General features: G+C 68.0%; 18 protein-coding genes. 2 read left to right on the top strand and 16 right to left on the bottom strand.

Features of this window, described 5'->3' with window-relative positions; genetic code table 11:
- Nucleotides 1-5: 5 nt before the first annotated feature.
- From rpsC to rpsL, 12 genes are all read right to left on the bottom strand, one after another.
- Complete coding sequence (gene rpsC, locus ASC56_RS21765; protein WP_055493171.1) at nt 6-827, bottom strand: 30S ribosomal protein S3; 822 nt, start codon at nt 825-827, stop codon at nt 6-8.
- On the bottom strand, nt 827-1,174 hold the full coding sequence (gene rplV / locus ASC56_RS21760; RefSeq protein ID WP_019329637.1) for a 50S ribosomal protein L22: 348 nt from the start codon (nt 1,172-1,174) through the stop codon (nt 827-829). Before rplV ends, rpsC begins: the two co-directional genes overlap by 1 nt.
- A 44-nt stretch (nt 1,175-1,218) precedes the next feature.
- Entirely contained in the window at nt 1,219-1,500 is a 282-nt protein-coding gene (gene rpsS, locus ASC56_RS21755) for a 30S ribosomal protein S19 (RefSeq protein WP_055493170.1), read from the bottom strand.
- Nucleotides 1,501-1,512: 12 nt separating this feature from the next.
- Entirely contained in the window at nt 1,513-2,349 is an 837-nt protein-coding gene (rplB, locus tag ASC56_RS21750) for a 50S ribosomal protein L2 (protein WP_055493169.1), read from the bottom strand.
- 40 nt (nt 2,350-2,389) lie between these two features.
- Nucleotides 2,390-2,809, bottom strand: coding sequence for a 50S ribosomal protein L23 (gene rplW / locus ASC56_RS21745; protein ID WP_055493168.1), 420 nt, complete (start codon nt 2,807-2,809; stop codon nt 2,390-2,392).
- Entirely contained in the window at nt 2,809-3,462 is a 654-nt protein-coding gene (gene rplD / locus ASC56_RS21740; protein WP_055493167.1) for a 50S ribosomal protein L4, read from the bottom strand. Before rplD ends, rplW begins: the two co-directional genes overlap by 1 nt.
- Nucleotides 3,463-3,470: 8 nt before the next feature.
- The gene (gene rplC, locus ASC56_RS21735) at nt 3,471-4,115 is read right to left on the bottom strand and encodes a 50S ribosomal protein L3 (RefSeq protein WP_055493166.1); all 645 of its coding nucleotides are present in this window, start codon (nt 4,113-4,115) and stop codon (nt 3,471-3,473) included.
- Between the two features lie 17 nt (nt 4,116-4,132).
- Nucleotides 4,133-4,441, bottom strand: coding sequence for a 30S ribosomal protein S10 (rpsJ, locus tag ASC56_RS21730; RefSeq protein WP_003948644.1), 309 nt, complete (start codon nt 4,439-4,441; stop codon nt 4,133-4,135).
- Between the two features lie 665 nt (nt 4,442-5,106).
- Complete coding sequence (tuf, locus tag ASC56_RS21725) at nt 5,107-6,300, bottom strand: elongation factor Tu (RefSeq protein ID WP_055493165.1); 1,194 nt, start codon at nt 6,298-6,300, stop codon at nt 5,107-5,109.
- Nucleotides 6,301-6,445: 145 nt separating this feature from the next.
- Nucleotides 6,446-8,572, bottom strand: coding sequence for an elongation factor G (gene fusA, locus ASC56_RS21720; RefSeq protein ID WP_055493164.1), 2,127 nt, complete (start codon nt 8,570-8,572; stop codon nt 6,446-6,448).
- A gap of 39 nt (nt 8,573-8,611) precedes the next feature.
- Complete coding sequence (rpsG, locus tag ASC56_RS21715; protein WP_003992340.1) at nt 8,612-9,082, bottom strand: 30S ribosomal protein S7; 471 nt, start codon at nt 9,080-9,082, stop codon at nt 8,612-8,614.
- Between the two features lie 2 nt (nt 9,083-9,084).
- Nucleotides 9,085-9,456 carry a 30S ribosomal protein S12 gene (gene rpsL, locus ASC56_RS21710; protein ID WP_003948652.1) on the bottom strand — a complete coding sequence of 124 codons (372 nt, stop codon included), beginning with the start codon at nt 9,454-9,456 and terminating at the stop codon, nt 9,085-9,087.
- A 330-nt stretch (nt 9,457-9,786) separates the two neighbouring features.
- Here rpsL and ASC56_RS39855 point away from each other — a divergent pair, with 330 nt between their 5' ends.
- Together ASC56_RS39855 and ASC56_RS39850 are read left to right on the top strand one after the other, a co-directional pair.
- Complete coding sequence (locus ASC56_RS39855; protein ID WP_055493163.1) at nt 9,787-11,037, top strand: FHA domain-containing protein; 1,251 nt, start codon at nt 9,787-9,789, stop codon at nt 11,035-11,037.
- Complete coding sequence (locus ASC56_RS39850) at nt 11,034-12,479, top strand: serine/threonine-protein kinase (RefSeq protein WP_055493162.1); 1,446 nt, start codon at nt 11,034-11,036, stop codon at nt 12,477-12,479. The genes ASC56_RS39855 and ASC56_RS39850 overlap by 4 nt, the downstream gene beginning before the upstream one ends.
- Here the strand turns inward: ASC56_RS39850 and ASC56_RS42825 are convergent.
- The 4 genes from ASC56_RS42825 to rpoB form a co-directional block, all read right to left on the bottom strand.
- A complete protein-coding gene (locus ASC56_RS42825; RefSeq protein WP_055493161.1) occupies nt 12,476-14,977 on the bottom strand; it encodes a protein kinase in 2,502 nt (833 codons plus the stop codon). The genes ASC56_RS39850 and ASC56_RS42825 overlap by 4 nt on opposite strands.
- 23 nt (nt 14,978-15,000) lie before the next feature.
- On the bottom strand, nt 15,001-15,513 hold the full coding sequence (locus ASC56_RS21690) for an FHA domain-containing protein (RefSeq protein WP_159039679.1): 513 nt from the start codon (nt 15,511-15,513) through the stop codon (nt 15,001-15,003).
- A 188-nt stretch (nt 15,514-15,701) separates the two neighbouring features.
- The gene (locus ASC56_RS21685; RefSeq protein ID WP_055493159.1) at nt 15,702-19,601 is read right to left on the bottom strand and encodes a DNA-directed RNA polymerase subunit beta'; all 3,900 of its coding nucleotides are present in this window, start codon (nt 19,599-19,601) and stop codon (nt 15,702-15,704) included.
- Between the two features lie 93 nt (nt 19,602-19,694).
- On the bottom strand, nt 19,695-23,183 hold the full coding sequence (rpoB, locus tag ASC56_RS21680; RefSeq protein ID WP_055493158.1) for a DNA-directed RNA polymerase subunit beta: 3,489 nt from the start codon (nt 23,181-23,183) through the stop codon (nt 19,695-19,697).
- Nucleotides 23,184-23,776: the final 593 nt, after the last annotated feature.

The raw sequence follows: 23,776 nt of genomic DNA, 5'->3' as shown, positions 1-23,776 counted from the left end.
GACGGTCAGGCCTCCGTTCCGGTGCTCTCAGCCGGAGCAGCGGGGGCCTCGGCCTTGGGGGCCTCGGCGCCTGCAGCCTGCTGCGGCTTGCGACCGCGCCGCTCGCCACCGCGGCCACCACGGGCCGGGCGGTCGGCACCGCCACCGCGGGCCGGGCGGTTACCCGCACGGGCGGCAGCGTTCTCGGCGCGGACCTCGGCGATGTTCTTGACGTCGCCCTTGTAGATCCAGACCTTCACACCGATGCGGCCGAAGGTCGTCTTGGCCTCGAAGAAGCCGTAGTCCACGTTCGCACGGAGCGTGTGCAGGGGCACACGGCCCTCGCGGTAGAACTCCGAGCGGGACATCTCGGCGCCGCCGAGACGGCCACCGCACTGGATCTTGATGCCCTTGGCGCCCGCCTTCATCGCCGACTGCATGCTCTTGCGCATGGCGCGGCGGAAGGAGACGCGGGAGGAGAGCTGCTCGGCAACGGCCTGGGCCACGAGCTGAGCGTCGACCTCGGGGTTCTTGACCTCGAGGATGTTCAGCTGGACCTGCTTGCCCGTGAGCTTCTCGAGGTCGCCGCGGATGCGGTCGGCCTCGGCCCCACGGCGGCCGATGACGATGCCCGGACGCGCGGTGTGGATGTCCACACGCACACGGTCACGGGTGCGCTCGATCTCGACCTTGGAGATGCCGGCGCGCTCCATGCCGGACGTCATCATCCGACGGATGGCGACGTCTTCCTTGACGTAGTCCTTGTACAGCTTGTCGGCGTACCAACGCGACTTGAAGTCGGTCGTGATACCGAGCCGGAACCCGTGCGGGTTTACCTTCTGGCCCATTACCGGGTTCCTTCCTTGCTGCTGACGACCACGGTGATGTGGCTGGTCCGCTTGCGGATCCGGTAGGCACGGCCCTGGGCACGCGGCCGGAACCGCTTCAGGGTCGGACCCTCGTCGACGTAGGCCTCGGAGATGTAGAGGCTGTCGGCGTCGGTGTGGTCGTAGTTGTGCGCGGCGTTGGCGATGGCGCTGTCCAGCACCTTGCCGACCGGCACGCTCGCGGCCTGCGGGGCGAAACGCAGGACCGCCTGAGCCTCCGTGGCGTCCATGCCACGAATGAGGTCCACCACACGGCGGGCCTTCATGGGCGTGACGCGGATGTACCGCGCCTGGGCCCTGGCTTCCATGGTTGTCCCTTCGATGTTTGTCATGGTCATTCACACCCCGCTGGTTAGCGGCGCTTCGACTTCCGGTCTTCCTTGACGTGACCCCGGAAGGTGCGCGTCGGCGAGAACTCGCCGAGCTTGTGGCCGACCATCGACTCGGTGACAAACACCGGGATGTGGGTCTTGCCGTTGTGCACCGCGATCGTGTGGCCGAGCATGGCCGGGATGATCATCGAGCGGCGGGACCAGGTCTTGATGACGTTCTTGGTGCCGGCTTCGTTCTGGGAGTCCACCTTCTTGATCAGGTGGTCGTCGACGAAGGGCCCCTTCTTCAGGCTACGAGGCATCTCAACCCGTCCTTAGCGCTTCTTGTTCGTCTTGCGGCGGCGGACGATGTACTTGTTGCTCGCCTTCTTGGCGGAACGAGTACGGCCTTCCTTCTGACCCCACGGGGACACCGGGTGGCGGCCACCGGAGGTACGGCCCTCACCACCACCGTGCGGGTGGTCCACAGGGTTCATGACCACACCACGCACGGTCGGGCGGACGCCCAGCCAGCGCTTGCGGCCGGCCTTGCCCCAGTTGATGTTGGACTGCTCGGCGTTGCCGACCTCGCCCACAGTGGCGCGGCAGCGGACGTCGACCAGGCGGATCTCCCCGGACGGCATGCGCAGGTGGGCGTAGGCGCCCTCCTTCGCGAGCAGCTGCACGGAGGCACCGGCCGAGCGGGCGAACTTGGCGCCGCCGCCCGGACGCAGCTCGATGGCGTGCAGGGTCGTACCGACCGGGATGTTCCTCAGAGCCAGGTTGTTGCCCGGCTTGATGTCGGCCCCGGGACCGTTCTCGACGCGGTCACCCTGCTGCAGGTTGCGCGGGGCGAGGATGTAGCGCTTCTCGCCGTCGGCGTAGTGCAGCAGCGCGATGCGCGCGGTGCGGTTGGGGTCGTACTCGATGTGCGCGACCTTCGCCGGCACGCCGTCCTTGTCGTGACGACGGAAGTCGATCACTCGGTAGGCGCGCTTGTGTCCGCCACCCTGGTGGCGAACGGTCACACGACCGGCGTTGTTACGGCCGCCCTTGCTGTGCAGCGGGCGGACCAGCGACTTCTCCGGCGTGGACCGCGTGACCTCGACGAAGTCGGCGACGCTGGCGCCACGACGGCCCGGCGTAGTCGGCTTGTACTTGCGGATTCCCATTTCTCAGTCCTCGTCCGATATCGGACGATCCGGACCGCCCTTAGGCGGTCGGACCGCCGAAGATGTCGATACGGTCGCCCTCGGCAAGGGTCACGATCGCGCGCTTGCTGCCGGCACGCTGACCGAAACCGGTCTTCGTGCGCTTGCGCTTGCCCTGGCGGTTGATCGTGTTGACCCCGGTGACCTTGACCGAGAAGACCGCCTGAACGGCCTGCTTGATCTGGGTCTTGTTGGCACTCGGGTCGACGATGAACGTGTACTTGTTCTCGTCGAGAAGCGCGTAGCTCTTCTCGGACACGACCGGCTTGAGCAGGACGTCACGGGGGTCCGTGTACGCCTTGCTGGCCGGAGTGACGACGGTGTTCTTCCCCTCGGCGGCGTGGCGACGCGCCTTGGCGACGCGCGCGGCCTTGGCGGCCTTGGCGGCCTTCGAGGCAATGGCGGGGTGACGGATAGCCATCAGGCCTCGCTCCCTTCGGTGTCGTTGGCCTTCGGGCCGGACACGAAGGACTCGAAAGCGGCCTGGGTGAAGACCACGTCGTCGGAGACGATCACGTCGTACGTGTTCAGCTGGCCCGGCTCCAGGATGTGGACCTGGGGCAGGTTACGAGCGGACAGCAGGGCCTTCTCGTTCTCGCGCTCGACGACCAGGAGCACGTTCTTGCGCTCGCTGATCTTGCCGAGGAGAGCCTTGGCGGCCTTGGTGGAGATGTCCGACTCCACCACGTCGGTGACGACGTGGATGCGGTTGTTGCGAGCCCGGTCGGTGAGGGCGTGACGCAGGGCCGCGGCCTTCATCTTCTTCGGGGTCCGCTGCGAGTAGTCGCGCGGCACGGGACCGTGCACGACGCCACCACCGGCGAACTGCGGGGCGCGGGTCGAACCCTGACGGGCGCGGCCGGTGCCCTTCTGGCGGTACGGCTTCTTGCCACCACCACGGACTTCACCGCGGGTCTTGGTCTTGTGCGTGCCCTGACGGGCAGCGGCCAGCTGCGCGACGACGACCTGGTGGATCAGCGGGACGCTGACCTGCTCAACGCCGAAGATCTCCGCGGGGAGCTCGACGGTACCGGCCTTCTCGCCCGCCGGCGAAAGGATGTCAACAGTGCTCATCGGTTACCTCAGGCCCCCTTGGCCGCGGTGCGGACCAGGACGAGGCCGCCGTTCGGACCGGGAACCGCGCCCTTGATGAGCAGCAGACCCTTCTCCGCGTCAACGGCGTGGACGGTCAGGTTCTGGGTGGTGACCCGCTCGTTGCCCATGCGACCCGCCATGCGGAGGCCCTTGAACACACGGCCCGGGGTGGCGCAGCCACCGATGGAACCGGGCGAGCGGTGCTTGCGCTGGGTGCCGTGACCGGCGCCGAGGCCCTTGAAGTTGTGACGCTTCATGACACCGGCGAAGCCCTTGCCCTTGCTCTTGCCGGTGACGTCGACCTTCACACCGGCCTCGAACACCTCGGCGGTGACCTCCTGGCCGAGGGTGTACTCGGAGGCATCCGACGTGCGGATCTCGACGAGGTGACGACGCGGGGTGACGTCGGCCTTGGCGAAGTGACCCTTGAGGGGCTTGTTCACCTTGCGCGGGTCGATCTCGCCGAAGGCGATCTGGACGGACTCGTAGCCGTCGACGTCGTTCGTACGAACCTGGGTCACGACATTCGGCCCGGCCTTGACGACGGTGACCGGAACAACGCGGTTGTTCTCGTCCCACACCTGCGTCATACCGAGCTTCTCGCCCAGGATGCCCTTGATCTGCTTTGCCATCTCTCAGATCACCGGCCTCAGAGCTTGATCTCGATGTCGACACCGGCCGGAAGGTCGAGTCGCATCAGAGAGTCAACGGTCTTGGGGGTCGGGTCGAGGATGTCGATCAGGCGCTTGTGCGTGCGCATCTCGAAGTGCTCGCGCGAGTCCTTGTACTTGTGCGGCGACTTGATGACGCAGTACACGTTCTTCTCAGTGGGCAGCGGCACCGGGCCCGCGACCGACGCACCGGTACGGGTCACCGTCTCGACGATCTTCTTCGCCGAGGAGTCGATGACCTCGTGGTCGTAGGCCTTGAGCCGAATGCGGATCTTCTGTCCCGCCATGGCTACTCCGTAGTCCTGTCTCTCATACGCTCTGGAACCCGGCGTTCCATGCTCTTCTCTCCGACCCACGCGGTCGGGCGTGTCGCACTCCCGCTGACACAGATGCCCCTTGTTCGAACATCCCTGCCGGGGGAGCACAGCCCTTCCGGAACCGTGCGACCGGGAGCGAAAGGCCCACCGGGTGCCTGGCCGGTGCCGCACCCACGCTTCCCGGAAGATTCCCGTACGTCCGCCCCAGCGCTGCCATCAGGCAGTTAGGGCGACGAGTACTGTGGGACTCGCTTCCGGTCCTCCCGGCGGGAGGCGCGCAGCATCAACACTCGACCGAGCAACTCGGACAGTCTGCCATATAGGGCGGGGGCCTGGCCAATCGAGCCGGAGAGAATACCCCGGGGGTGACGCAGGTCAAACCGGGGACCCGCCGGCGGACGGTCCGATCTCCCGCAAACCGCTGCGTCGCAGCGCCGCACGACGAGCAGGAGACGCACGGTTGCCTCTCCCACGCCCGCGAACGGCTTCCCAGCGGCCCCGTGGCCGGGACGCGCCGGACAAGTGCGTGACAACGCGAAGAGGCCCGTACGACCGATGTCGTCCGGGCCTCTTCAGGTCAGGTGACCCAGGGGTCAGCAGGTGACCCAGGGGTCAGACCCTCAAGCGAGCGGGACTCACTTGGTGATCTTGGTGACCTGGCCGGCGCCCACGGTACGGCCACCCTCGCGGATGGCGAACTTCAGGCCCTCTTCCATGGCGATGGGCTGGATGAGCTCCACCTTCATCTCGGTGTTGTCACCCGGCATGACCATCTCGGTGCCCTCAGGGAGGGTCACCACGCCGGTCACGTCCGTCGTACGGAAGTAGAACTGCGGGCGGTAGTTGTTGAAGAACGGCGTGTGGCGGCCACCCTCGTCCTTGGAGAGGATGTAGGCCTGCGCCTCGAACTCGGTGTGCGGGGTGACCGAGCCCGGCTTGATGATGACCTGGCCGCGCTCGACGTCCTCGCGCTTGATGCCGCGGAGCAGCAGACCGACGTTCTCACCGGCCTGGCCCTCGTCGAGCAGCTTGCGGAACATCTCGATGCCGGTGACCGTGGTGGAGGTCTTCTCCGGCTTGATGCCGATGATGTCGACGGTCTCGTTGACCTTGAGGACACCACGCTCGATACGGCCGGTGACGACCGTACCGCGACCGGTGATCGTGAAGACGTCCTCGATCGGCATCAGGAACGGCTTGTCGACGTCACGCTCGGGCTCCGGGATGGAGGTGTCGACGGCGTTCATCAGGTCCAGGACCGACTGGGTCCACTGCGCGTCACCCTCGAGGGCCTTCAGCGCGGAGACCTTGACGACCGGAACGTCGTCGCCCGGGAACTCGTACTCGGAGAGGAGCTCACGGACCTCGAGCTCGACGAGCTCCAGGATCTCCTCGTCGTCCACCATGTCGGCCTTGTTCAGGGCGACGACGATGTACGGAACGCCGACCTGGCGGGCCAGGAGCACGTGCTCCTTGGTCTGCGGCATCGGGCCGTCGGTGGCGGCGACCACCAGGATCGCGCCGTCCATCTGCGCGGCACCGGTGATCATGTTCTTGATGTAGTCCGCGTGACCCGGGCAGTCGACGTGGGCGTAGTGACGCGACTCGGTCTGGTACTCGACGTGCGCGATGGAGATGGTGATACCGCGCTGACGCTCCTCGGGCGCCTTGTCGATGTTGTCGAACGGGGTGGCCTCGTTCAGCTCCGGGTACGCGTCGTGCAGCACCTTGGTAATGGCGGCCGTGAGGGTCGTCTTACCGTGGTCGATGTGACCGATGGTGCCGATGTTGACGTGCGGCTTAGTCCGCTCGAACTTCGCCTTCGCCACTGGGGTCCTCCTGTGGAGTGGTTCTGTACGCCTTACTCATCGGCGCCAGGTGATCTTTGCTGGGGTGCCGCCCGCCGGGGTTCTTTCCCGTGGGGTCGGAACCCCGGCGGTCGGTGTCAAGCCTAAAGCGTGTAAACGGGGTGCGTTACTCGCCCTTGGCCTTCGCGATGATCTCCTCGGCGACGTTCCGCGGAACCTCGGCGTAGGAGTCGAACTGCATCGAGTAGCTCGCGCGACCCGACGTCTTGCTGCGGAGGTCGCCGACGTAGCCGAACATCTCCGACAGCGGAACCAGGCCCTTCACGACACGGGCGCCGGCACGCTCCTCCATGGCCTGGATCTGGCCACGGCGGGAGTTGATGTCACCGATGACCTCGCCCATGTAGTCCTCGGGCGTGGTGACCTCGACGGCCATCATCGGCTCGAGCAGCACGGGGCTGGCCTTGCGGGCGGCCTCCTTGAAGGCCTGCGAACCGGCGATCTTGAACGCCAGCTCGGAGGAGTCGACCTCGTGGTAGGCGCCGTCGAGCAGGATGACACGCACGCCGGTCATCTCGTAACCGGCGAGGATGCCGAACTGCATGGCCTCCTGGGCACCGGCGTCGACCGAAGGGATGTACTCCTTCGGGATACGACCACCGGTCACCTTGTTCACGAACTCGTACGAGGTGTCGCCACCCTCGAGCGGCTCGATCGAGATCTGCACCTTGGCGAACTGGCCGGTACCACCAGTCTGCTTCTTGTGCGTGTAATCGACCCTGTCGACCGTCTTGCGGATGGTCTCGCGGTACGCGACCTGCGGCTTACCGACGTTGGCCTCGACCTTGAACTCACGGCGCATACGGTCGACCAGCACCTCGAGGTGCAGCTCGCCCATACCACCGATGATGGTCTGGCCGGTCTCCTCGTCCGAGTGGACCTGGAAGGACGGGTCCTCCTCGGCCAGACGCTGGATCGCGACGCCCAGCTTCTCCTGGTCGCCCTTCGACTTGGGCTCGATGGCGACCTGGATGACCGGCGCCGGGAAGTCCATGGACTCCAGGATGACCGGGTTCTTGTCGTCGCTCAGCGTCTCACCGGTGGTGGTCTGCTTGAGGCCCATCACGGCGACGATGTCGCCGGCGCCCACCGACTCGATCTCCTCACGCTTGTTCGCGTGCATGCGGTAGATCTTGCCGATGCGCTCCTTCTTGCCCTTGACGGAGTTCAGCACCTGAGTGCCGGACTCCAGGCGGCCGGAGTACACACGGACGAAGGTGAGCTTGCCGAGGTGCGGGTCGCTCATGATCTTGAACGCCAGCGCGGACAGCGGCTCCTCGTCGGACGGCTTGCGCTTGACGACCTCCTCCGGGTTGTTGACCGCGTGGCCCTCGATGGCCTCGATGTCAACCGGGGAAGGCAGGTAGCGCACGACCGCGTCGAGCAGGGGCTGGACGCCCTTGTTCTTGAACGCGGTGCCACAGAACACCGGGGTGACCGTGGTGCCGGTGCCCTTGCCGGACGCGATGGTGATACGACGGATCGCCGCGTACAGCTGCTCCTCGGTGGGCTCCTCGCCCTCCAGGTACAGCTCCATCAGCTCTTCGTCGTTCTCCGCGACGGCCTCGAGCAGCTTGCCGCGCCACTCCTCGGCGGCCTCGGTGTGCGTGGCCGGGATGTCGACGGTGTCGTACATCTCGCCCTTGGTCGCCTCGGCGGACCACACCAGGGCCTTCATCTTCACCAGGTCGATGACGCCCTTGAAGTCCGCCTCGGCACCGATCGGCAGCTGCATGACCAGCGGCTGCGCGCCCAGGCGGTCGGAGATCATGTCGACGCAGCGGTGGAACTCGGCACCGGTGCGGTCGAGCTTGTTGACGAAGCAGATGCGCGGAACGCCGTAGCGGTCCGCCTGACGCCACACCGTCTCGGACTGCGGCTCGACGCCGGCGACGCCGTCGAACACCGTCACGGCACCGTCGAGCACGCGCAGGGAACGCTCCACCTCGACGGTGAAGTCGACGTGGCCCGGCGTGTCGATGATGTTGATGGTGTGGTCGACGTCTTCCAGCGGCCAGTGGCAGGTGGTGGCAGCAGAGGTGATCGTGATGCCACGCTCCTGCTCCTGCTCCATCCAGTCCATGGTGGCAGCGCCGTCGTGGACCTCACCGATCTTGTACGAAACGCCGGTGTAGAACAGGATCCGCTCGGTGGTGGTCGTCTTGCCCGCGTCGATGTGGGCCATGATGCCGATGTTGCGCACCCTGGCCAGGTCAAGCGAAGTGGTAGCCATAAGGCTTCAGTCTTCTCTCGGTTCTCGATGGGGTTGCGACTACCAGCGGTAGTGCGCGAAGGCCTTGTTGGACTCGGCCATCTTGTGCGTGTCCTCGCGCTTCTTCACAGCGGCACCGAGGCCGTTGGAGGCGTCGAGAAGCTCGTTGAGCAGACGCTCGGTCATGGTCTTCTCGCGACGAGCGCGGGAGTAACCGACCAGCCAGCGCAGCGCGAGCGTGTTGGCGCGACCGGGCTTGACCTCGATCGGAACCTGGTACGTCGCACCACCGACACGGCGGGACTTGACCTCGAGGGTCGGCTTGATGTTCTCCAGCGCGCGCTTCAGCGTGATGATCGGGTCGTTACCCGTCTTCTCACGCAGACCCTCCATGGCGCCGTAGACGATGCGCTCGGCGGTGGAGCGCTTGCCGTTCAGCAGCACCTTGTTGATCAGGGAGGTCACCAGAGGAGAACCGTAGACCGGGTCGATGATGACCGGGCGCTTCGGGGCGGGGCCCTTACGAGGCATTCTTACTTCTCCTTCTTGGCGCCGTAGCGGCTGCGGGCCTGCTTGCGGTTCTTGACACCCTGGGTGTCGAGCGAGCCACGGATGATCTTGTAGCGAACACCCGGCAGGTCCTTCACACGGCCGCCGCGCACGAGCACGATGGAGTGCTCCTGCAGGTTGTGTCCCTCACCCGGAATGTAAGCCGTGACCTCGATCCCGCTGGTCAGACGCACACGCGCGACCTTACGCAGGGCCGAGTTCGGCTTCTTCGGGGTGGTCGTGAACACACGCGTGCAGACGCCACGACGCTGAGGGGAACCCTCGAGTGCGGGCGTCTTGTTCTTCTCGACCTTGTCCTGCCGGCCCTTGCGGACCAGCTGCTGGATCGTAGGCACTACTTCTCCGGTTTCTGTGTGCCGATGGGTACAGCTAACCTGGAACGTCGCCGACCCACGCGGTCGGGTGTGTCGAATCCCGCAGACTCCCGCCGCAAGGCGAAAAGGGCGCAGATTACGGTGGCCGGTGACGGCTCGCCATGCGGTTGAAGGCACGCACGAGAGCCAGGGCACACCCCAGGCACAAGGTCTGAGCGTACCTACCTCACGGACTTCGGTCAAAACAAATGGAAACGGCCCCCCGAAGGACCGAATGTTTCTTCGCGATGACCGGGCGGAGCTGCTGGAACATCCCCTTCCGGCACCCGCCGACTGCTAGCTTCGGGCCCCATGCGACCGGAACACCGGCTGACCCTGGATGCGTCGACGGCGGACTTCGCGGTGGACGTCGCCAACGTCGTGCGCAACACCTCGCTGGGCGGGGAGCGCGGCGCCGATCTGGGGCGCCTGCTGGACCTGCTGGACGCGCTCGCCGCCTTCCACCGCGACGAGAGCGTACAGGTCTACTGCGTCACCGACCGTTCACTGATGACCGACGTGCGGCTGACCGCGCGCGAACGCGAGACGCTCGGCCACTGGTACGCGGACGGCCTGCTGGAAGTCCTGCCCGTCGCCGACGACCGGCTGGTCGAACTCGCCTCCGCGACCCGACTGCGAGTGGTCACCGACGACAACTTCCTCGACTACTACCGCAGACACCCCTGGCTCCCCGGCGACCGGCACCACTTCCTGCGAGCCGTCGCCGGTCCGGGCGGCTCGGTCCGCGTCCAGCCCCGGATCATGCCCGAGCCGCAGGACTGGCAGATCTCCCGCAAGGAGGAGGAGAGCGCGCTGCTGGCCGCGGGACTGTACGACCGCCGGCGCGGCGGGGCCCGTCAGGACCTGCTGCTGCGCCGCTGGCTGTGTCCCGAGCCGGGCTGCCCGCTGTTCGGCCCCGCCCGGACCGGCGGCCAGCCCTGTCCTACCCGTCGCGGCGGCAGCGTCCGCTGCCCGGCGCACGACGTCGCGCTCAAGGACATCGGCACCCGGCCGCATCAGGTCCAGCTGAAGGTGCGGACGGACGGCGAGGTACGGCACCGCTTCCTGGTCGTCGAGGGCACAGAGCTGACGGTCGGCCGCGCCCCGACCGTGCCCGACGGCGGTGTCCCACTCGCCTCCCATCTGGGGGAGGCGGCGCTCCACTGGATCAGCCGCAACCACGTCGTCCTGGAACTGACCGGCCGGACCCTGACCGTCCGCGACACCAGCGCCAACGGCACACGCATCCGCCGGCCCCAGGGCGAGGAGGTGCGCCTGGCACCCCAGGTGCCGCGGCGGCTGGGGCGGGGCGAGTCGATCGTGCTGCACGACACGGTCAGCCTGGAACTCAGCGGCCGGAACTTCGTCTTCGACGCGGAGCCCGTCGGCCAGGAGCCGCCGGACGGGCCCGGGGACGGGCGGCCGACGGCCGTGGCCCGGGAAGCGACGCAGCCCACGATGCTGGCCCCTGGACCGGGCATCCGGGCGGAGGGACGCGGTGGAGCCGGCGGTCGCGGCGGCCGGGGCGGGCGCAAGGGACGCGGAAGGCGGGGGCGGCGATGAGCACAACCCTGTTGGCGGGGCGGTACCGACTGGTACGGCGCCTCGGCAGCGGTGCCCAGGGCACCGTCCACGAAGCGTGGGACGAGAACCTGGAGCGGCGGGTCGCCGTGAAGACGCTGGCCCTCCCGGCGAGTGGGGGTGTCACCTACCGCGCGATGATGCACGGCCGGTTCGGCCGTGAGGCCCGGGCCCTGGCCCGTCTGGTCCATCCGCATGTGGTGACCATCCACGACCGTGGCGAGCAGGACGGTACGCCGTACATCGTGATGGAGTTCCTGGTCGGCCGGAGCCTGGCGGCGGAGCTGGAGGCCCGCGGACCACTGCCCGTCGACGAGGTGCTGCGGCAGGCCGGACAGATCGCCCAGGGTCTGGAAGCCGTGCACGACGCGGGGATCGCGCACCGGGACATCAAGCCGAGCAACCTGCTGCTGACCACCGGGCAACAGGTGAAGATCTGCGACTTCGGCCTCGTCACCCAGGTCTCGCCGCACTCGCCGGGCTTCACGGTCCGCGGCGGCGTGCTCGGCTCCCCCGGCTACATGTCACCGGAGCAGGCCGCGGGCCAACCGGGGGACCCGCGCTCCGACATCTTCTCCTTCGGGGTGACGTTGTACGCCCTGCTCGCCGGGGCCTCGCCGTTCGCCGCCCGGGATCCGGCCGTGGCCGCCGCGCACGCCCTGGGCGATCCCCCGGAACCGGTCACCCACTGGCGCTCGGACCTCCCGGCCGCGGTCGCCGCCCTGATCGGCCGGATGCTGGAGCGCGCCCCGGAGCGGCGCCCGGAGATCCAGGAGGTACGGAGCGCGCTCGGGTCCTCCGCCCGGCCCACGACGTGGGCACTGGGCGGTGCGGCGCGTGGTGCCGGAGAGCCGGCCGCCGTGGTGGCGGGGCAGCGGGGTGGCGCGGCGGACCAGCGCCAGGGCAGCGCTCCGGCACGGCGGCCGGCCGCCGCTGCCGCGGGACGGCTGGCCGAACGCGAGCGGCTCATCCCCACGCGAGTGCCGGACGTCCCGGGCCGGTCCGGAGGGCAGCCCGGCCGGAACCACCCGCGGCCGGATCCCCCGCCGAGGCAGGGCGGCACGAGCGGCGCCCAGGTCGCGCCCCTGTCCGAGCGCTTCTGGCCCGGTCTTGAGGATGCCGAACGGCTCCTGGTGAACAAGGAGTTCGCCGAGGCCGAGAAGTCCTTCGCGCAGCTCTGCGCCGAACTGACCGCGCTGAACGCCTCGACCCACCCCGCGTTCTTCGCGGCCCTCTTCGGACGCGCCAGGGCACTGGACGCGATGGGTCGTCACATCACCGCCCGCAACCGGCTGGTCCGGCTCGACGGACGTATCGGCGCCGCGCTGGGCACGGACCATCAGCTGGCCTTGGCGGTGGCGCGGTATCTGCGCGGCACGGACGACGGCACCCGGTCACCGGCCCGGAGCCAGGGCCCTATCTAGGCCCTGCCGCCGGCCCGCCGCCTTGGACGCGGCTGTGGACGCCACGTCGACTGACGGAAGTCCCACGGCCGCAGATGCTTACGGTCCCTGCCGAAGAGCCGGACCAGCGCCGCGGTCCAGAGCACCGCGTCGGCGAGGACGAAGGGGTCCTGTGTCCCCTTGGCCGCTCCGTAGAACGCCGCACCCCTGATCAACGCGCCGGACAACGCGACGAAGGCGACGGCGAACCGCAGGCGCTTCCACGGACGCCAGGGGGTCTTCCGCGGCTCGTGGAGCCAGCGCAGGGGCCGGGACAGCGGTGGCCTGTACGCGGTCTCCAGCCGAGCGGCCGTACGCAGCCGCAGGCACAGCGGGACGATCATCAAGCCGAGGATCTGCAGGGTCAGCAGGGCGCTGATGTGCATGTCGAGCCAGCCCCAGCCGAGCCAGGCGAGGGCCGACCACAGCACACCCCACAGCAGGGTCCATTCGGCGGCGCGGCCGAGGGCCTCGCGCCGCTGCGGGGAGCTCTTCGGCACCGGGCGCTTGCCCACCGAGGGCATTGCCGAGGGCTTGCCCACCGAAGGCATCCTGACCGTCGTGCCGGTCTTGCCGGGGGGCTGTGCCGGCTTCTGTTTGAGGGCCGTCTGTTCCTTCGCGCGCTTCCTGGCCTCGCGCTGGCGCACTTCGCGCACCGCGGACCTGGTGCACACGGCCCGTACCACCCGCTCGCCCGGGCTCCCCTTGCCGCCCAGGTCCTTGATGAGCCCGTTGAACCACTCCACGTCGGCACCCGCCGGGAGAGTGTGCGCTGCCGCCAGTTCCTCACATCTCTTCGCCGCTTCCGGGCCCGGCAGTACGGCGAGGAGCAGCCCCGCCCGTACCGCCGGGGCCTTGGGATCGCGCAGCTCCGCCGGCACGGTCGGCCGGCGGTCCATGCTCGCGCGCCACTCCCTGACCAGTTCGGCGTGGGCCTCCTGGACGCCGTTGAGGCGGCGCAGCGCGGTGAAGCCCGCGAGCACCGCCAGCACCTTCTGGTCGACCAGGTCGGCGACCAGCGCTTCGGCCTCGGGGTCGCCGCCCTTGACCGTGGCCGCGCATGCCTGGACGAGTACGGGCAGGCTCATGTCCCGGCCCCTGTGGACCGCGCCGCCCGACGGGTCGAGCCACCGCAGCAGATACAGGGCCTTGAGGTCGGGCGGTCCGTTCCCGACCAGCCGGGCGAACAGCGTGACGATGTCCAAGCGGCCAGGGGCAGGTGGTAACTGCTCCATCCAGGCACGGAGTTCACGCAACCGACGGCGCTGGGTCTCCGCGGGCTCGGCCGCGCCGAACAACTTCCTGAGCGGGTCGGTTCCGCACTCCCGCAGCGTCTGGGCGAGCTCGCCCCCGGTGCGGTGCACCTTTCCCGCGAACGCGAACGCCTTGTTCGCCGGGGCCTTCGCCGCGCCACCCGGCCCGGCCTTGGCCGCGCTCTCGTTGGCCGGGGCCTTCGCCGCTCCGCCCGACCCGGCCTTGGCCGTACTCTCCTTGGCCGGCGCCGCCTTGGCCGTACTCTCCTTGGCCGGGGCCGCCTTCGCCGAACTCTCCTTGGCCGGGGCCGCCTTCGCCGAACTCTCCTTGGCCGGCGCCGCCTTGGCCGTACTCTCCTTGCCGGCGGTCGGCTTGCGCACATCGGCGGGTGCCGCAGGCTGCTTCGCATCGACCCTCGTCGCCGCCGCGCCCGGGTGCGCGCCGGGTGCCGCGCCCCACCCGCGGCCCTGGCCGTCCAGCCAGGTCAGCACCTGCCGGGCGCCCCACCGCTTGGCCGGATCACGGGTCAGCAGCCCTCGGCACAACGCGCGCAGCGGACCCTCCGGCATCTGCCCCAGATCGATATCCCGCTCCAGCAGCGACCGCTGCACCTCTTCGAAGGTCATCCCGGCGAACGGCGGTGCCCCGGTGACGAGCTGACGGACGATCATGCCGAGGGACCACCAGTCCCAGGCGGGCGTGACCACTCCGCGGTAGCCCTCCGGCGGGGCGTAGCCCGGGGTCATCGAGGCCGTGCCGTTCACCCGGGAATGGTCCCGGCTGATACCGAAGTCGGCGATCACCACATGCCGGCGGTCCGCTTCCAGCAGCAGGTTCTCCGGCTTGAGGTCGCGGTGGACGATACCCGCCGCGTGCAGCCCGTTGATCCCGCCGGCCAGCTGGTTGACGAGCCCTATGACGTCCGTGCTGCGCAGCGGCCCCCCGCGGAGCAGCCCGGCGACGGTGCCTCCGGACAGGTACGGCATGACCTCGTAGTCGCGGCCTTCCGGCGTGGTGCCCTTGTCGAGGATGGGCATCAGGGCGCTGTGGTTCAGCAGGTGCAGCTTGCGCCACACCTCGCGTTGGGCGCCGAAGCCCCACCGGTAGAGCTTCACCACCCGCTCTCGTCCCGCGGAGTCGCGCACCCGGTAGACATCCGCCTCGGCGCCCTGCCCCGGGAGCGGGCCGAGGAGTTCGTACCTGTGCAGCGGTTGCGGCAGCGTCATGCCCGCTCCGGGCGGAGTCCGCTTCACCGGCGGACGCTCCGGAGCACCCGGACGGGAACATCGGCGGCGAACCGCAGGGAGTCGCCCGGCTTGAGCCGCGCCCGGGCGCCCGGGCTGAGCCGGCGTCCGTCGAGGAAGGTGCCGTTCATGGAATGCTCGTCCTGTATCCAGCCGGTGCCGTCCGGGTCGACGCAGACGGTGGCGTGCCGACGGGAGAGGTTGCCGAACCGCTCCAGGATCTCGGCGTCAGGACATTCCCGTCCCAGGGCGACGGTCTGCCCGGCCGGTACGACGATCGCCCCCGAGGGGAACTCCAGCCGCAGGCCCGGGGGCGCGGGGGACCGTACGGGATCACGTACCGTCAGGCCCGCCGGGGCGCAGCCGGCCTCGGCCTTGCGACTGGGCGACTTGGCGGAGGATGCCGCAGGGCGGACGGTGAGAGCGAGGGGTGTCAGGCAGCCCCGGCACACCAACTGCCCGGCGGTGGCGGCCTTCACCCCACAGGGACAGGTGCGCAGCCGCTGTCCGGTCCCCATCCGGTGCCCCCCGCCGGTACTCGCCCTGTACCCGACAGGCCCGGATACGGTCATATGCGCTTCCTGCGGCCTGATTTGGCCATATTAGCCGTTGTGAGGAGGGCAGGAGGTGAAAACGAGGGAGCGGACGAACGCCGAAGGGCGGCCACCCCCTGCGGGGTGGCCGCCCTTCGGTTCAGGCTGCTCGCTTACTGGTTGTACGGACCGTAGTCGTAGTCCTCCAGCGGCACGGCCTGGCCGGAGCCCGTGCCGAACGGCGAGTAGTCGATGTCGTCGTAGCCGACGGCCGAGTACATCGCGGCCTTGGCCTCCTCGGTCGGCTCGACCCGGATGTTGCGGTAGCGGGACAGGCCCGTACCGGCCGGGATGAGCTTACCGATGATGACGTTCTCCTTGAGGCCGATCAGGGAGTCGGACTTGGCGTTGATCGCCGCGTCCGTGAGGACCCTCGTCGTCTCCTGGAAGGACGCCGCCGACAGCCAGGACTCCGTGGCCAGCGAGGCCTTGGTGATACCCATGAGCTGCGGACGACCGGAGGCCGGGTGACCGCCCTCCTGGACCACACGACGGTTCTCCTGCTCGAAGCGGGAGCGCTCGACCAGCTCGCCGGGCAGCAGCTCGGCGTCGCCGGACTCGATGATCGTCACACGGCGCAGCATCTGCCGGATGATGATCTCGATGTGCTTGTCGTGGATCGACACACCCTGCGAGTTGTACACCTTCTGGACCTCGCCGACCAGGTGGACCTGGACGGCGCGCTGGCCCAGGATGCGCAGCACGTCGTGCGGGTTGACGGCACCCACGGTGAGCTTCTGGCCCACCTCGACGTGGTCGCCCTCGCTCACCAGGAGCCGGGCACGCTTCGAGATCGGGTAGGCCGTCTCGTCGCTGCCGTCGTCCGGGGTGATGACGATCTTCTTGGTCTTCTCGGTCTCCTCGATGCGGACGCGACCGGACGCCTCCGCGATCGGGGCGACACCCTTCGGGGTACGGGCCTCGAAGAGCTCGACGACACGCGGCAGACCCTGGGTGATGTCGTCACCGGCCACACCACCGGTGTGGAAGGTACGCATCGTCAGCTGGGTACCGGGCTCACCGATGGACTGCGCGGCGATGATGCCGACCGCCTCACCGATGTCGACCAGCTTGCCGGTGGCGAGCGAACGGCCATAGCACATGGCGCAGGTGCCGACCGCGGACTCACAGGTCAGGACCGAACGGGTCTTGACCTCCTCGATGCCCCGCGCGACCAGCTCTTCGATGAGCACGTCGCCCAGGTCGGTGCCGGCCGGGGCCAGCACCTGGCCCTCGACGACGATGTCCTCGGCGAGGCAGCGCGCGTACACGGACGTCTCGGCGTTGTCCGCCTTGCGCAGGACGCCGTCGGCGCCGCGCTCGGCGATGCGCAGCTTGAGCCCGCGCTCGGTGCCGCAGTCCTCCTCGCGAATGATGACGTCCTGCGACACGTCCACCAGACGACGGGTGAGGTAACCCGAGTCGGCGGTACGCAGAGCGGTGTCCGCCAGACCCTTACGGGCACCGTGCGTGGAGATGAAGTACTCCAGCACCGACAGACCCTCGCGGAAGGACGCCTTGATGGGACGCGGGATCGTCTCGTTCTTGGCGTTCGACACCAGACCACGCATACCGGCGATCTGACGCATCTGCATCATGTTGCCTCGTGCGCCCGAGTTCACCATCATGAAGATCGGGTTGGTCTTCGGGAAGTTCTCGTTCATGGCCTCGGCGACCTCGTTGGTCGCCTTGGTCCAGATCGCGATGAGTTCCTGGGTGCGCTCGTCCTTGGTGATCAGACCACGCTCGTACTGCTTCTGGACCTTCTCGTCCTGCGCCTCGTAGCCCTTGACGATCTCCTTCTTCGCCTCGGGAACGACGACGTCGGAGATGGCCACGGTGACACCGGAACGGGTCGCCCAGTAGAAGCCGGCCGCCTTCAGGTTGTCGAGCGTCGCCGCCACGATGACCTTCGGGTAGCGCTCGGCGAGGTCGTTGACGATCTCGGAGAGCTGCTTCTTGCCGACCTCGTAGTCGACGAACGGGTAGTCCTCGGGCAGCAGCTCGTTGAAGAGCGCACGGCCCAGCGTGGTCCTCAGACGGAAGCTGTCACCCTGCTGCCACTCCGGCTCGCCCTCCTCCTGGGCCGGCGGGGTCCAGCCGCGCGGCGGGATGGTGCCCACCGGGAAGCGGATGTCCACGCGCGACTGCAGCGAGAGCTCGCCGGCGTCGAACGCCATGATCGCCTCGGCCACGGACGCGAAGGAGCGGTCCTCGCCCTTCACGTTCCGCATCTCGCCGTCCGTGGTCAGGAAGAACAGACCGAGGACCATGTCCTGGGTCGGCATCGTGACCGGGCGGCCGTCGGCCGGCTTGAGGATGTTGTTCGAGGACAGCATCAGGATGCGGGCCTCGGCCTGCGCCTCCGCGGACAGCGGCAGGTGCACGGCCATCTGGTCACCGTCGAAGTCCGCGTTGAACGCGGTGCAGACGAGCGGGTGGATCTGGATGGCCTTGCCCTCGACCAGCTGCGGCTCGAAGGCCTGGATGCCGAGGCGGTGCAGGGTGGGCGCACGGTTCAGCAGAACCGGGTGCTCGGCGATGACCTCTTCCAGCACGTCGTACACGACCGTGCGGCCGCGCTCGACCATGCGCTTGGCCGACTTGATGTTCTGCGCGTGGTTCAGGTCGACCAGGCGCTTCATCACGAACGGCTTGAAGAGCTCCAGCGCCATCGCCTTCGGCAGACCGCACTGGTGCAGCTTCAGCTGCGGACCGACGACGATGACGGAACGCGCCGAGTAGTCGACACGCTTGCCGAGCAGGTTCTGACGGAAGCGGCCCTGCTTGCCCTTCAGCATGTCGCTGAGGGACTTCAGCGGGCGGTTGCCGGGGCCCGTGACCGGGCGGCCGCGACGACCGTTGTCGAAGAGGGCGTCAACGGCCTCCTGAAGCATGCGCTTCTCGTTGTTGACGATGATCTCCGGGGCACCGAGGTCCAGGAGCCTCTTCAGACGGTTGTTGCGGTTGATGACACGGCGGTACAGGTCGTTCAGGTCGGAGGTCGCGAAGCGGCCACCGTCCAGCTGCACCATCGGACGCAGGTCCGGCGGGATGACCGGCACGCAGTCGAGGACCATGCCCTTGGGGCTGTTGGAGGTCTGCAGGAAGGCGGACACGACCTTCAGCCGCTTCAGGGCGCGGGTCTTCTTCTGGCCCTTGCCGGTACGGATGATCTCGCGGAGCCTCTCGGCCTCCTCCTCCAGGTCGAAGGACTCCAGGCGCTTCTGCAGCGCCGCGGCACCCATCGAACCGTCGAAGTACGTGCCGAAGCGGTCACGCAGCTCGCGGTAGAGCAGCTCGTCGCCCTCCAGGTCCTGGACCTTGAGGTTCTTGAAGCGGGTCCACACCTCGTCGAGGCGGTCGATCTCGCGCTGCGCGCGGTCGCGGATCTGCTTCATCTCGCGCTCGGCGCCCTCGCGCACCTTGCGGCGCACGTCCGCCTTGGCGCCCTCGGCCTCCAGCTCGGCCAGGTCGGCCTCCAGCTTCTTGGCCCGGGCCTCCAGGTCGGCGTCACGGCGGTTCTCGATCTGCTGCCGCTCGACGGAGATGTGCGCCTCCAGGGAGGGCAGATCGCGCGTGCGGCGCTCCTCGTCGACGTACGTGATCATGTACGCCGCGAAGTAGATGACCTTCTCCAGGTCCTTCGGGGCCAGGTCGAGCAGGTAGCCGAGGCGTGACGGGACGCCCTTGAAGTACCAGATGTGCGTGACGGGGGCGGCCAGCTCGATGTGGCCCATCCGCTCACGGCGCACCTTCGCGCGCGTGACCTCGACGCCACAGCGCTCGCAGATGATGCCCTTGAAGCGGACGCGCTTGTACTTGCCGCAGTAGCACTCCCAGTCCCGGGTGGGGCCGAAGATCTTCTCGCAGAAGAGGCCGTCCTTCTCGGGCTTGAGGGTGCGGTAGTTGATGGTCTCGGGCTTCTTGACCTCGCCGTGGCTCCACTGACGGATGTCGTCAGCGGTGGCCAGGCCGATCCGGAGCTCGTCGAAGAAGTTGACGTCGAGCACTATGCGTCAATCCCTCTCAGGGTCGTAAGTCTTTCGGTCTGTACGGGGGCCTGGGGGTCGGCGGGCCTGGGGATCAGGCCCGCCGGACTCCCGTCAGACCTCTTCGACGCTGCTCGGCTCGCGCCGGGACAGGTCGATGCCGAGCTCCTCCGCAGCGCGGAAGACGTCCTCGTCGGTGTCACGCATTTCGATGGACATACCGTCGCTGGACAGCACCTCCACGTTCAGGCACAGGGACTGCATCTCCTTGATGAGCACCTTGAAGGACTCGGGGATGCCGGGTTCGGGGATGTTCTCGCCCTTGACGATGGCCTCGTAGACCTTCACGCGGCCGGTGACGTCGTCGGACTTGATGGTCAGCAGCTCCTGGAGGGCGTACGCGGCGCCGTAGGCCTCCAGGGCCCACACCTCCATCTCGCCGAAGCGCTGGCCACCGAACTGGGCCTTACCACCCAGCGGCTGCTGGGTGATCATCGAGTACGGGCCGGTCGAGCGGGCGTGCAGCTTGTCGTCGACCAGGTGGTGCAGCTTCAGGATGTACATGTAGCCGACCGAGATCGGGTCCGGGAACGGCTCACCACTGCGGCCGTCGAACAGCCGCGCCTTGCCGGACGGGAGCACCATGCGCTCGCCGTCACGGTTCGGGATGGTGTGCTGCAGCAGACCCGCCAGCTCGTCCTCGCGCGCACCGTCGAACACCGGGGTGGCGACGTTGGTGCCCGGGGCGACCTGGTCGGCGCCGATGACCTGCAGGCGCTGCGCCCACTCGTCCGCGAGGCCGGAGACGTCCCAGCCGCGGCTGGCGAGCCAGCCGAGGTGGATCTCCAGGACCTGTCCCGGGTTCATTCGGGACGGCACACCCAGCGGGTTGAGGATGATGTCGACCGGGGTGCCGTCCTCCAGGAACGGCATGTCCTCGATCGGCAGGATCTTGGAGATGACACCCTTGTTGCCGTGGCGGCCGGCGAGCTTGTCACCGTCGGTGATCTTGCGCTTCTGCGCCACGTAGACGCGGACCAGCTGGTTCACGCCCGGCGGCAGCTCGTCGCCCTCCTCGCGGTCGAAGACGCGCACGCCGATGACCTTGCCGGTCTCACCGTGCGGCACCTTCAGCGAGGTGTCACGGACCTCACGGGCCTTCTCACCGAAGATCGCGCGCAGCAGACGCTCCTCGGGCGTCAGCTCGGTCTCACCCTTCGGGGTGACCTTGCCGACGAGGATGTCACCGGCGATGACCTCGGCACCGATGCGGATGATGCCGCGCTCGTCGAGGTCGGCGAGGACCTCCTCGGAGACGTTCGGGATGTCCCGGGTGATCTCCTCGGGGCCGAGCTTGGTGTCACGGGCGTCGACCTCGTGCTCCTCGATGTGGATCGAGGAGAGGACGTCGTCCTGCACGAGGCGCTGCGACAGGATGATCGCGTCCTCGTAGTTGTGACCCTCCCACGGCATGAACGCCACGAGCAGGTTCTTGCCGAGCGCCATCTCGCCGTTCTGGGTGGCCGGGCCGTCGGCGAGGACCTGGCCCTCGATGACGCGGTCACCCTCGTTGACGACGACCTTCTGGTTGACCGAGGTGCCCTGGTTGGAGCGGGCGAACTTGGCCAGGCGGTACGTGATGTACGTGCCGTCGTCGTTGGCGGTGGTGATGTAGTCCGCGGAGACCTCCTGGACCACACCGGCCTTCTCGGCCTTGACGACGTCGCCGGCGTCGACCGCGGAGCGGTACTCCATGCCGGTGCCGACGAGCGGGGACTCCGACTGGATCAGCGGAACGGCCTGGCGCATCATGTTCGCGCCCATGAGGGCACGGTTGGCGTCGTCGTGCTCCAGGAACGGGATCATGGCGGTCGCGACCGACACCATCTGGCGCGGCGAGACGTCCATGTAGTCGACGTCCTCGGGGGCGACGTAGTCGACCTCACCGCCACGGCGGCGGACCAGGACGCGGCCCTCGGCGAACCGGAGGTCCTCGGTCAGCGGCGCGTTGGCCTGGGCGATGACGAACCGGTCCTCTTCGTCGGCCGTGAGGTAGTGGACCTCTTCGGAGACGACACCGTTCTCGTCGACCCTGCGGTACGGGGTCTCCACGAAACCGAACGCGTTTACTCGGCCGTAGGTGGCGAGCGAGCCGATCAGACCGATGTTCGGGCCTTCGGGCGTCTCGATCGGGCACATGCGGCCGTAGTGCGAGGGGTGCACGTCACGGACCTCGAAGCCGGCCCGCTCACGGGAGAGACCACCCGGGCCGAGCGCGGAGAGACGCCGCTTGTGCGTCAGACCGGACAGCGGGTTGTTCTGGTCCATGAACTGGGACAGCTGGCTGGTGCCGAAGAACTCCTTGATGGAGGCGACGACCGGCCGGATGTTGATCAGGGTCTGCGGCGTGATCGCCTCGACGTCCTGGGTGGTCATGCGCTCGCGCACGACGCGCTCCATACGGGCCAGACCCGTGCGGACCTGGTTCTGGATGAGCTCGCCGACGCTGCGCAGACGGCGGTTGCCGAAGTGGTCGATGTCGTCGGTCTCGACGACGACCTTCTGGCCGTTGTCACCGACCGTCTCGGTCTCGCCCGCGTGCAGCTTCACCAGGTACTTGATCGTCGCGATGATGTCCTCGACGGTCAGGATGCCCGCGTCCAGCGGGGTCTCCGTACCCAGCTTCTTGTTGACCTTGTAGCGGCCGACCTTCGCGAGGTCGTAGCGCTTCGGGTTGAAGTAGAGGTTCTCCAGCAGCGTCTGCGCGGCCTCACGCGTCGGGGGCTCGCCCGGGCGCAGCTTGCGGTAGATGTCGAGCAGCGCGTCGTCCTGGCCCTGGGTGTGGTCCTTCTCCAGGGTGGCGCGCATGGACTCGTAGTCGCCGAACTCCTCGAGGATCTGCTCGGTGGTCCAGCCGAGCGCCTTCAGGAGGACGGTCACCGACTGCTTGCGCTTGCGGTCGATGCGGACACCGACCATGTCGCGCTTGTCGATCTCCATCTCCAGCCAGGCACCCCGGGACGGGATGATCTTGGCGGAGAAGATGTCCTTGTCGGACGTCTTGTCGATGTTGGAGTCGAAGTAGACGCCGGGGGAACGGACCAGCTGCGACACCACGACACGCTCGGTGCCGTTGATGACGAAAGTGCCCTTGTTCGTCATGAGCGGGAAGTCGCCCATGAAGACGGTCTGGGACTTGATCTCGCCGGTCTCGTTGTTGGTGAACTCGGCCGTGACGAAGAGCGGAGCCGCGTACGTGAAGTCGCGCTCCTTGCACTCGTCGATCGAGTTCTTCGGCGGCTCGAAGCGGTGGTCGCGGAAGGTCAGCGACATCGACCCGGAGAAGTCCTCGATCGGGGAGATCTCCTCGAAGATCTCTTCGAGGCCGGACTTGGTGGGGACGTCCTGACCGTTCTCCAGAGCCTCCTCGACGCGAGCCTTCCACGCGTCATTGCCGAGCAGCCAGTCGAAGCTCTCGGTTTGCAGCGCGAGAAGGTTCGGAACCTCGAGGGGCTCCTTGATCTTTGCAAAGGAGATGCGCAGCGGGGCGGTGCTGGCGCCGTTGTTCGTATTCGCGGTCGAGGCAGTGCGCGAGGCGGCCAAGAGGGGGTCCTTCCGAGGGCTCGGACTCACTACGCGCGTACCGGTCCTCACCGGGCACAGAGATGGAAAGTCCCAGATCAGAGACTCTTGATCGTCGTGCTCCGGCGAGGGGCATGCTCCTGGTGACGGGCAGGAACAGCTAACAGGCAGCGCAAAGGGTCAGTGTAGCCACTTGGCACACTGATGTCCAGTGCGGGTTTGCAGGCTCACGACGGAGTCCCTCGTTGTCCCTCAACACCTGCGGCAAGCCACGCCCTCGATGCACATCGATACTGCCCTCTTCGTCGTCGATCCATGCCTCGGATCCGGATCGTTGTGACGACGCGTCCTGAGAATTGCGCGCTGCGTGCAGTTCGTCAAGGCCCCCCTTGCCCGAACCGGGTGCTGCCATCGTCACTTGCACCCTGTCACCGGGGCCCTCGGAGGCACGACGAAGATCACCATACTCCCCGCGGCGACAGGCGCAAGGCAGCCGCCACCGAACCCTCCGGAACGACGAAGAGCGACCACCCGGATGGATGATCGCTCTTCGGTGCGTTCGCGTTACAGCCCCACGAGTGAGCCGTGGCCGGCAGCCCGAGGAAGCCGTTACG

Origin of the sequence: Streptomyces sp. TP-A0356 (assembly GCF_001417775.1) — a bacterium.
In the GTDB taxonomy this organism is placed as follows: domain Bacteria; phylum Actinomycetota; class Actinomycetes; order Streptomycetales; family Streptomycetaceae; genus Streptomyces.
Note: the sequence above shows the minus strand (reverse complement) of the source record. Positions and strands in the feature narration are given on the sequence as shown.

Excerpts from the sequence above, each read along its gene's own strand:
- rpsC (WP_055493171.1), bottom strand. The coding sequence starts at position 827 with ATGGGCCAGAAGGTAAACCCGCACGGGTTCCGGCTCGGTATCACGACC.
- rplV (WP_019329637.1), bottom strand. The coding sequence starts at position 1,174 with ATGGAAGCCAGGGCCCAGGCGCGGTACATCCGCGTCACGCCCATGAAG.
- rpsS (WP_055493170.1), bottom strand. The coding sequence starts at position 1,500 with ATGCCTCGTAGCCTGAAGAAGGGGCCCTTCGTCGACGACCACCTGATC.
- rplB (WP_055493169.1), bottom strand. The coding sequence starts at position 2,349 with ATGGGAATCCGCAAGTACAAGCCGACTACGCCGGGCCGTCGTGGCGCC.
- rplW (WP_055493168.1), bottom strand. The coding sequence starts at position 2,809 with ATGGCTATCCGTCACCCCGCCATTGCCTCGAAGGCCGCCAAGGCCGCC.
- rplD (WP_055493167.1), bottom strand. The coding sequence starts at position 3,462 with ATGAGCACTGTTGACATCCTTTCGCCGGCGGGCGAGAAGGCCGGTACC.
- rplC (WP_055493166.1), bottom strand. The coding sequence starts at position 4,115 with ATGGCAAAGCAGATCAAGGGCATCCTGGGCGAGAAGCTCGGTATGACG.
- rpsJ (WP_003948644.1), bottom strand. The coding sequence starts at position 4,441 with ATGGCGGGACAGAAGATCCGCATTCGGCTCAAGGCCTACGACCACGAG.
- fusA (WP_055493164.1), bottom strand. The coding sequence starts at position 8,572 with ATGGCTACCACTTCGCTTGACCTGGCCAGGGTGCGCAACATCGGCATC.
- rpsG (WP_003992340.1), bottom strand. The coding sequence starts at position 9,082 with ATGCCTCGTAAGGGCCCCGCCCCGAAGCGCCCGGTCATCATCGACCCG.
- ASC56_RS39855 (WP_055493163.1), top strand. The coding sequence starts at position 9,787 with ATGCGACCGGAACACCGGCTGACCCTGGATGCGTCGACGGCGGACTTC.
- ASC56_RS39850 (WP_055493162.1), top strand. The coding sequence starts at position 11,034 with ATGAGCACAACCCTGTTGGCGGGGCGGTACCGACTGGTACGGCGCCTC.
- ASC56_RS42825 (WP_055493161.1), bottom strand. The coding sequence starts at position 14,977 with ATGACGCTGCCGCAACCGCTGCACAGGTACGAACTCCTCGGCCCGCTC.
- ASC56_RS21690 (WP_159039679.1), bottom strand. The coding sequence starts at position 15,513 with ATGGGGACCGGACAGCGGCTGCGCACCTGTCCCTGTGGGGTGAAGGCC.